Below are 10151 nucleotides of genomic sequence, written 5' to 3' on the forward strand. Positions count from 1 at the left end.
ACTCGCCGGAGACCGGCGCACCCATTATCATTTTATTTTCTTTTTCACCCAGTCCCTTGTTGCTGCAGTAATCACCGGGATCATGTCTTTGTTTTTACCCGCCTTAAAAGAGTGATCCGCCCCTTCCAGCTTTACGAGTGTCGCTTTTTTCAGTGATTTACACACGGCTTCAATCATGTCCCATGTTGCCAGGGTATCCTTTGTGCCTTGCAGGAAGAGCATCGGTACTTTTACAAGCTGGAGATGTGCTGCCCTGTCAATTGATGGTTTGCCGGCAGCATGCAACGGGAAGCCATAAAAGATCAGACCTGTGACCTCTTTCCTGTGTTGGGCAGCCAGCAATTGAGACGACATGCGGCCGCCAAATGACTTTCCTGCCACAAATAACGGGAGGGCAGGATATAATTCCCGTGCCTTATCAATAGCAGCTGCAATGGCTTGCTGGGCCACAGCAGGAGCATCAGGGCGTTTCTTTTCCTGTTCAGTGAACGGGAAGTTAAACCGCAGGGTGGCTATGTCTGCTCCGGCCAGTGACGTGGCCAGTGCCTCCATAAAAGCATGATGCATATTGGCACCTGCACCGTGTGCCAGTGTCAGAATACATATAGGCTTGTCCGGGAGGGTAAGGATGGCAGAAACTGCCCCTGGTACAGCCGAAACAGGCAATGATAAATTTTTAATCTCCATAATTCATGGCTTTAAATAAGGTTCAAATATATAAAATAGCTAAATTTACTTATGGTTGTTAACATTCAGGAAGTAAACGATCCCCGGGTAAGGGAAAAAATTATTGAGCATGACGAACTTGGAGGTGTCTTGGGCATCTTTGTATATTCAATCTCAGCCAATTATGAAGGAAAGCTACCAGCTGAGTATGAGGCACATATGACGGTGGCGCGCCAAACGATGGCGAAAGTCATTTATAACTGGAACCTGCACATCAATAAAATTGCTCCCAGGGGAGAACGGGATAACTTCCCTTCACTGCCCGTCATCAACTATAAAATGCTGGACGAAAGTGGCACCAGGATCGATCTGGAAACCTTTCTAGGGCCCTGCTTTGATACCACCAAGCTAAAACCGATCGTTCGCGGGGAGCTGGGAAACGATACTAACAATTCCTATTTTTATTATGACGGGGAGGAAACGCCTGCCGATGTTTTGTATATGCATACCCGTCCGGATGATGGGGTGCATGGTGCTTTTATATATGCCCTGATAGAACCGCCATATACCATGAAGTTCGATAAAAGCATCCTGAAGAAGGGAGAATATGTACTTGACTTTATCAACTTTTTCTTTGATAACCTGGAAGAGATTGAAATCTATGCCTGGAGCACAGATTGCTCAAATTTCTTTGACTCAGGCAAGGAATGGTGGGGCAGTTATTTCTGGACAATTTACAACCCGGTGAAGAATTGGTATGTGGGGATAGTGGGATCTTCAACGGATTAGAGCGTGTCAAATGCCAAGCCAGGAAAAATGCCGGTGTTCAAAAAATACCAGCATTCGAAAAATGATTGTATTCCACCTATGGAATACTTTTTTTTAATAGTTCATACCAGGCAATGTTAAAGTTATCTTGAATGATGGAATTTTTCCCGGTCCTGCATCCTATAGAAAATTTTATTAGGAGAAGATGTCTGCTATCCCTATTGCTCTTCATTCCTATAATCGGCTGCCAGCAGAAGGAATTTGACCTGTATGCCGTTTTACGCTACACGGCCGGCGATATGCAGGAATGAAAGAAAACCGTATGTTCACTCAATCTCAAATATTTACAATGCGTCGCTGATTCACATTACTATTCCTGGGCGCAGACCTAAGCGCTGAGATAACAATTGCTACCACGATAGCCATGTCGCGCTCCGCTGTTCATGATACAGGGAAGTAGATCGAACCTGCAACACAACCCTGATTAAATCAGGCTGTCAGCGACTTCATAGACAAAATATCAAAAACAGTCTTCCCCGGCAATACCCTGTAAACAGGGATTTGTATATCAAATCGCCTGCATAATTCAACAATCGCACCGTCAATCGTTTCATCAGCATACCTTGAAGAAAAATGCCCAAGGACCAGTGCTTCGATCTGAATATCCTTTACTCCTTTCAGTACCTCTTCCAGTTTACTATGCTTGTTCCGGTGTGCCTGAAGCTCCACCTCATCTCCTAAGAAAGTCGCTTCATGGATCAGTATTTTAGCATTGTTCCAGTAATGGAAGTTTTCAGCTGGCGTATCTCCGCTATAGCACAACAGGATGGTTTCTACGACATGGTGTGTCGCTTCTTTTCCTAGTGTATCAATCGCTTTTTTAATCTCCAGGGGAGGCAGCGATACATACTCCGCTTTTAGTTTATGCTTCACCTGAACCACCCTGAACCCCAAGCTTTTAAAAACATTTTCTGCCGCAGGAACATGGTTATTGCGCAACGCTTCTACATAGATGTCCTTCCTAATCCATACTTTATCCCTGTCTGATAGCGCATTCCAGCGAGTGCCTTTTACATGGGGATCAAATTTAAAAGAGAAATCCCTGAGTGCAGGAAACGAAGAACTGTCCCTGGGGTAATTGATAATCGGGAAACCATCTCTGGCATTAAGCTGGTTGAGCTGCAACAGGCCTGTGAGATGATCTCTGTCAGGATGGGATATAAACACGTTTTCAATCTTCCTGCTCTTTTGTAGCAGACCTGACATCAGGCCATCCCCGCAATCAAAAAGTAATCCTAATTCTTCTATGAAATACCAGGTAGCAAACAAAGCAGTCGAATATCCGGAAATTGTCAGGTTCATAACTTATAAAAGTAGGATATTCGCGACATTAAAGCAAAGAACGATGACGGGATATTTCCAGGAGATCAGGCATCTGTACGGCATTTCGCCACAGGACAACGTTGGTTTTGATGCAAGTGAAATTAACCAGCCACTACCGGAGGTGTTAAGAGAATACTACCTGCATTTAGGTAAACATGAAGCGGTCAATTATGCCCATAACAGGTTGCTGAAACCCGGAGAGATAGGGTGGTCACAGGATGAATACCTGGTGTTTTTCGAAGAGAATCAGCAAGTAGTATATTGGGGAATTAAGAAAGCGGATCTCACTTTGCCTGATCCTCCCGTATACGGTAATTATTCAGGTGACGAGATGAACCCGGATTGGCACCTGGAATGCACCACAACATCAGGATTTTTACTGCTGATGGCGGTGTATAACGGGGTACTCGGAGGATTAACATATAATGCAAATTCCTTTGCACCGGTGCCGGCGGAGACAGTGAAATTCGTGCAGCAGAATTACGTGGAACTGGAAGAAATTTCTCATGCCACACAACGGGTGTTTACCCGGGAATATGTGGAAATGGTGAGTTTATCTTTTAGTAAAGAAGGCAGTTGCACAGGAGCCTTTATCGGCACAAATGACGCCGACCGGTTTGACAACATGCTGGACCAGCTGGAAATAGCGTGGGATTATATTTCTTTGGAGGATGACGCCGATGAGGACGATGAAGAGTGATTTTTATTAATTATTTATACAGTCCTTCCCGGAATAGCCGTCGAGATATCCTGCAGGAGATGTGCAAGTGAATCTGACGGTAAGTCACCATAATCATTGCAATTATTTTTATCGACCATACAGCAGAAACGATCTATACTCAGCTAGCAGAAAGCCATTGTCCGTATAGCGTTTATCGTAAACTATTTCCATCAATGGGATTATGCTACAATGATCTTCGCGTGCATACAACCCTCTATACAAAGTATAAGCAGAAAAGATCTATACTCAGCCAGCTGAAAGCCATTGTCCGTATAGCGTTTATCATGAACTATTCCCATCAATCGGATTATGCTACAATGATCTTCGCGTGCATACAACCCTCTATACAAAGTATAACAAGTCGGCATTTCATGTGGCGATTTCATTCCTGTTTTGGCTTCGAAGTAGGCAATGTCATTGTAACAGGCTGGCTGCAAGTCTACATGCCGGAGAACGCTGGTATGAATAATCCGTTCCACTACACATAAAATACCTGCACGCATACATGCCCGGTTCACCAAAAATACCGTCAAAATCTTATTGCCCTACCATTCGCACGCTTTCAACTTAACAGGTAAGTGCCTGCAACTCGTTGAACAGGAGATTTATTATGCAATAGACTAGTCAATAACAGCCCCCGGGAATGGCTGATATCGACAGGTTACCGCCTTTTTCCTGTAAATAACCCAGGGATAACCTGGGAACAACCCGGGGATATTCCGCCTATAACCCGCCTCTACATAGATGCGGGTTATAGGCGGCTTATAGGCGGGATATCTGCGGGTTATCTGCGGAATATCTCCGAAGAAACGCCGTATGGGTCTGGTCCTGATATAGGAGAAGTCACTTTGGATAATTAACCCTGTCTGAAGTTTGCAGGAGTTGATCCGCCTCCTCCGCCAGATGTCGCCGGTGGGGCAATAGGTAGCTTTTTATCGTAGGATTATAGGGGCGCTAATAAATATTTAATTTATATTGTATAGTTATGAAGAAACGCACCATTTGTTTGCTCCTGTTGTTCCACGCATTTGCAGGAGTAGCCCAGAAAGCCGACTTAATCGAACAAACATCCTATAACGACGATAAGAGAGGGATGCCCAGAACCCTGCAATATCATCCGGAAGGGAATGATTTTGTCTGTGTGAATGGTAAAAACAGGTATACAAGGGCTTTATATGGTGGTCCTACCGCCTTCAGGCTAGAAACCAGCGACCGGCCTGTATTTGCGGCTTATATTGAGAAAAACAGCCGGCATATCAGTTTTTGGATAGACGTTCCCGGTAAGGGTAGGCAATCGCTGGATACTACTACTTATTGCGAAGCCCGTTACAATGCAGGAAAACGAAGCTACATACTCAGGGATACTTCGTGGGGCAATGGTGTACTGCGCATCAGCGTATTGGCACTGTATGACAGGGAAGGAGCGGTATGGAAAATTGATTTTAACCACCTGCCTGCAGGAAGTAGGGTAGTTGCAGGAGTCACCAGCATCAGGGCGCAAAAGTTATCCCGTTCCGGCGATATGGGAGCAGATCCTCCCGGTGTATTTGAAGCCGCTGACCACGCGGAATATACCAGTACCTGTCAGCTTGCGGAAAGTGGATACATCCTGTTTGATCACCTGCAATTGTCGGCTACCGGCAACCACGACAGTTTTAATATAGCAGCGCAGCAAAGCGTACAACTGGCGAACAGGGTTCGGATCGAAACACCAGATCCATTTATCAATCCTGTTGCCGGTGCATTGGTAATGGCGGCGGATGGCATTTGGGACGGTAAAAGCTGGTTACATGGTGCCATTGGTTGGCGTATGCCACTCACTGGCTGGAGAGCGGCTTATACAGGTGATTTTCTGGGATGGCATGACCGGGCCAGGATACATTTTGACGGCTATGCCGCCAGCCAGGTGACTGCTGTACCTGATACGATCCCTCACCCAACACAGGATACTGCGCTTGGCCTTGCGAGGGCCGTGAAGCAATGGGGAACACCCATGTACAGTAACGGGTACATTGCCCGGAACCCCAATCGGCCGGATCAGATGCATCATTACGATATGAACCTGGTATATATTGATGAATTGCTCTGGCACCTGCAATGGACTGGTGACCTGGTGTATGCCAGGAAGATCTGGCCTGTGCTCACCCGGCATCTTGCATGGGAGAAACGCAATTTTGATCCGGATGATGATGGCTTATTTGATGCCTATGCCTGCATATGGGCCAGCGATGGTATGTATTACAATTCAGGAGCTGTCACCTATTCATCCGCATATAATTATCGCGCAAATAATCTGGCGGCCCTCATTGCAGAGAAAATCGGGGAGGATCCGCGACCGTATCGCACAGCTGCCGGTAAAATACTGGCTGCTATCAACACGCGGCTATGGTTACAGGATAAAGGTTACTGGGCGGAATACCAGGACTTCATGGGGTTAAAACGCCTTCACGAAAGTGCAGGGGTATATACCATCTATCACGCCATCGACAGCGATGTGCCCGATGCCGTACAGGCTTTTCAGGCCACGCGTTACCTGGATACACAAATACCGCATATTCCCGTAAAAGGAACAGGGCTGAAAGACGAAGGCTATGCCACCATTGCTACCAGTAACTGGATGCCCTACACCTGGAGTACAAATAATGTTGCTTTTGCAGAAGTGATGCATACCGCCCTCGCTTACTTTCAGGCGGGCAGAAGTGAGGAAGGGTTCAGGCTTTTCAAAAGCGCCGTATTAGACGGTATGTACCTGGGAGATAGCCCGGGCAATTTTGGGCAGATCTCATTTTACGATGCGGCCAGGGGGGAATGCTACCGCGACTTTGGCGATGCTATTGGCGTTGCCACCCGCTTACTGGTACAAGGATTGTATGGTATACGTCCCGATGGCTTAAATAACCGTGTGATCATCAGACCTGGCTTCCCTGCATCCTGGCCATTTGCGACCTTAATAACACCGGATCTTAGTTTCCAATACAGGAAAGATACCTATCATATTGCTACACATTTCTCCAATATCGAGTTACAGGTGCGTGCTAAAAAAGATCGTATTAAAAAGATCATTGTCAATGGGCAACCTGCCAGCTGGGAGTTGTCTGCGGCTGTAGCCGGCTATCCCCTTATTTCCATAAAGATTCCGGCTGGAAATGCAGATGTGGCGATCGAATGGGCCGGAAAAGAGATTGTCATACCACCTGTTACAGGCACACAAACAACGTTCAGATCAATTACACAGGGAGCGATGACCTGGCTGGCAGCATATCCCCTTGAGGCCCCACAGGCAAAACCCGCCACTTATACAGCATTCGCAGCAGTCGAAAGCAATTTATGTGAGCCCATATACATCGATTCCCAATGGAACGCCTCCATATCCGATATCTTCAAAAATAATTACCGTTCCCCGCGGTCTCCGTATACGACATTGCAGATTCCTTTGCACGGAATAGGAGAGTGGACACATCCGAAGACCACTGCCAGCATTGTAGATCCTACGGAATGTCATTTTACGGTACCTTTTCGAATCCCGCCGCGAGGCAGGAACATCATCTTCACAGCGCGCTGGGATAACTATCCTCATAGTGTGCAGGTTCCGCTGCATGGCAAAGCCACCCATGCTTACCTGTTAATGGCAGGTAGCACGAATCCCATGCAAAGCAGGATCGCCAATGGCAGGATAACAATTCTATATGAGGATGGCTCCCGGCAGGTAAAAGACCTGGTCAACCCCGAAAGCTGGTGTCCTGTGGAACAGGATTATTTTACTGACAGCCTGGCCTTTAAAATGCATTCACAGAAGCCCTGGCGGCTTCATTTTAAAACCGGATTAGTGAGCCAGGATCTTGGCAGCGACCTCGAAATTAAGGGCGTGTATGGCCGGGAAATTGAAGGTGGGGCCGGCATGCTGACAGATATTTTATTGGATCCTCAAAAGGAATTGAAAACACTCACACTGGAAACGTTATCCAACGATGTTCTGGTGGGGTTGATGGCCCTCACCTTGCAGCGCTTTCCAAATTAAACCGGCTTTTGACCACCTCAGCTGATCAGGTAAATAAGCAGCGCTACCCCAATTTCTCAGTTAAATATAAATGTCCATCATCCGGCCATATGGTGCATTTATTTTTATAAGCCAACATTAAGTATATCAATAATCTTATAATGAATTAGTTAGCAATGTTTACAAAAGTAAACAGGCACATGGTTACACGATTTTGTGTAAGTACAGCAAGCTCCAGTCTTCACAATATGTTTTCTCCGAAATAAAATCCATCAAAAAGTAACAGTACTTTCTTTAGATACTCCACTGATAATATAATACCACAAATCCCTCTTTTCTACTCCAAAAATGCCCCTTGTCCCTTCTCTGAAAAGAAATATTATGAAAATTATTGCATTTTAAAAAAATGATATAAGTTATTGTGTTAGAATAATTTCTACACTTTTTAGAATGAATTCAAAACGTTGTTATCAAATTGTTAAAAACTTGTAAGTGCTTGATTGACAATATTTAAAATAGTTTATCAATTATAAAATACTAAAATATATCAAAGTTATTTTATATTTGCTCGTTCGTATATAATTATCATTTTGGCCTATGAAACACATTTACAAACACCGGCTTGCCATCTGGAGGTATAATAGGATGGACTATCGCCCTCAAAATTATGAAAGCGTTAACTGGGTTACAACAGCTTGAAACTGAGGTATCTGATAGTTTTTTTTCAAAAAGTACGAAGATGAAGAAGATTCTAATCCTATTATTTGGCTGTTTGTTGCTTTTTACTGGTATAGCGAGGTCTCAAACCTGGTATCTTAATATGCCAGATACGGTCTGTATGTCTACTAATAGTAGCACTGCGGACCAGATCAAGTTTACCAGTATGAACGTGCAGCTGGCAAGTGGTAATGCTTCTAAAGCCAACTGGACAATTACTACACCTAGTGGTACGAATGCCGACTATAACATTCTGTATTCCCAAAGAACATCGTCCATTAAGGATACCTTGCTGAACCAGACGAACCTGCTGACACTGCAGTTCCTCGTGCCCGGTAAGTATACCTTTAAAATAGCGATGACCTACGCGACTACCAGTGGTGGTAAAACCGTCTACTCTACGGTGACCAAAACACAAAGTCTCGTTGTAGTTGACTGTACGATTTCGACCTGTAGCGGTGGTGACGCAGAGATGCCTGGTTTTACAGAAAACTTTGGTGCGCTGCCTACCAATACCAGCCGAATGGCATATTCGCCTAGTTCTGCGATTACTTATATTTACTCCCCATCCGGTGACCCGGCAGATAATTATTATGCGATCTCAAACAACACTCACCTGAAGGGTGACTGGATCACGACGCCAGATCACACCGGTAATAGCCGTGGTGGTATGCTGGTGGCTAACTCCGGTTTTACGAAGTCCACTTTCTTCCAGAAACAGGTAGATGGTCTGTGCCGTGGTTCTGTATATAACTTTAGTGCCTGGTTCATTAATGCGGACAGTTCGCTGGTAATGACGAATACCTGTGCGTCAGGTTTCATATATGCAGGTGTGACTTTCCAGATCCTGAATGCGGCCAATACCAGCCAGGTATTAGCCAGTTTCAGAACGTATGCTGTTTCTCCCAACTTCGCCAAAGCTACCTGGCAAAGGTTCGGTGGTTCCTTCACTGTACCTTCCGGCGTGAGTAGTGTAATTGTACGAATTGTCAATAACTTCCCCGGTGGTTGTGGTAACGATATTGCGGTGGATGATATCCAGTTCTCTTATTGTAGTCCGATTATTAATGCATCCATCCTTGGATCGGCAAGTAACCTGAAAGAGGTATTGTGCGAGGGCGTTCCTACGACCCTCGTTTCTTCATATACACCCACCAACTATTTTACCAATCCTGCCTATCAATGGGAAATGTCTGATGACGGTGGCGTATCCTGGTTCAATGTACCTTTTGGTACTGCTAACAAAGATACCCTGGTTATTCACGAGGGTGAACTGAAAGGGACGAAAGACGTTGCGGCTGATTACCTGTTCCGTGTCAGGATATTTGAAAACGGAAGTTCTGCGGCCACCTGTGCCGCCCCTTCCTCATCGGTCAAGATCACCATCCTGCCGATGCCGGTATTGAATCTTACAAAATCGCAAATCTGTGTGGGTGGAACGGTCGAATTACAAGCCTCCGGTGGTTATGATTACTTCAAATGGAGTGATACCAGTTATGTTGGTCCCGACCGGCACGTAACCGTGCTCAGTGATACCACTATCAAAGTATATGGTTATGTAACCTACGGTATTGATGGAGGTAAGACCTGTGTGGACTCTAATAGTGCGACTATAAAGAAGGATGATAAACCAATTGTGCAGATCGCTGCTTCTGACACATCCTTGTGTCTGGGTAGCAGGGTTACCCTGAGTGTGGCTGATGCACTTGATCCCGCTGGTGACCCTACCAAGAGTATTACCTGGTACAGGGGTACCAGTGTGGCTACAGGTCAGCAGATGACTGATTACGACAACATGACTGCGATGCTGAACTACACGACTCAGACAATGGCAGATACGTCATTCTTTGTCGTCGTCGTAAATGGTACGTGTACCGTTACTTCAGCACCGTTTAAAAT

General features: G+C 45.5%; 7 protein-coding genes. 4 read left to right on the top strand and 3 right to left on the bottom strand.

The window, feature by feature from the left end; translation table 11 throughout:
* Positions 1–27 precede the first annotated feature (27 nt).
* Positions 28–687, bottom strand: a complete 660-nt coding sequence (locus ABDW33_RS15525) for an alpha/beta family hydrolase (protein ID WP_343690990.1) — start codon at positions 685–687, stop codon at positions 28–30.
* 51 nt (positions 688–738) lie between these two features.
* Between ABDW33_RS15525 and ABDW33_RS15530 the strand changes: the two genes are divergently transcribed.
* Positions 739–1455 (top strand): hypothetical protein, encoded by a 717-nt coding sequence (locus ABDW33_RS15530; RefSeq protein WP_343690991.1) that lies wholly within the window; start codon positions 739–741, stop codon positions 1453–1455.
* A gap of 468 nt (positions 1456–1923) precedes the next feature.
* Here the strand turns inward: ABDW33_RS15530 and ABDW33_RS15535 are convergent, their stop codons facing one another.
* Positions 1924–2796 (bottom strand): MBL fold metallo-hydrolase, encoded by an 873-nt coding sequence (locus ABDW33_RS15535; RefSeq protein ID WP_343690992.1) that lies wholly within the window; start codon positions 2794–2796, stop codon positions 1924–1926.
* Positions 2797–2839: 43 nt separating this feature from the next.
* On the opposite strand from ABDW33_RS15535, the gene ABDW33_RS15540 reads away from it, so the two are divergent.
* Complete coding sequence (locus ABDW33_RS15540) at positions 2840–3517, top strand: hypothetical protein (RefSeq protein WP_343690993.1); 678 nt, start codon at positions 2840–2842, stop codon at positions 3515–3517.
* A gap of 200 nt (positions 3518–3717) precedes the next feature.
* On the opposite strand, the gene ABDW33_RS15545 is transcribed toward ABDW33_RS15540, so the two are convergent.
* Positions 3718–4041 (bottom strand): hypothetical protein, encoded by a 324-nt coding sequence (locus ABDW33_RS15545; protein ID WP_343690994.1) that lies wholly within the window; start codon positions 4039–4041, stop codon positions 3718–3720.
* A 482-nt stretch (positions 4042–4523) separates the two neighbouring features.
* Between ABDW33_RS15545 and ABDW33_RS15550 the strand changes: the two genes are divergently transcribed.
* Positions 4524–7556: a DUF4450 domain-containing protein gene (locus ABDW33_RS15550; protein ID WP_343690995.1), complete on the top strand. Its 3033-nt coding sequence runs from the start codon at positions 4524–4526 to the stop codon at positions 7554–7556.
* Positions 7557–8274: 718 nt separating this feature from the next.
* A partial coding sequence (locus tag ABDW33_RS15555) for a hypothetical protein (RefSeq protein WP_343690996.1) occupies positions 8275–10151 on the top strand: 1877 nt, incomplete at its 3' end.

Source organism: Chitinophaga sp. (assembly GCF_039596155.1).
GTDB lineage: Bacteria > Bacteroidota > Bacteroidia > Chitinophagales > Chitinophagaceae > Chitinophaga.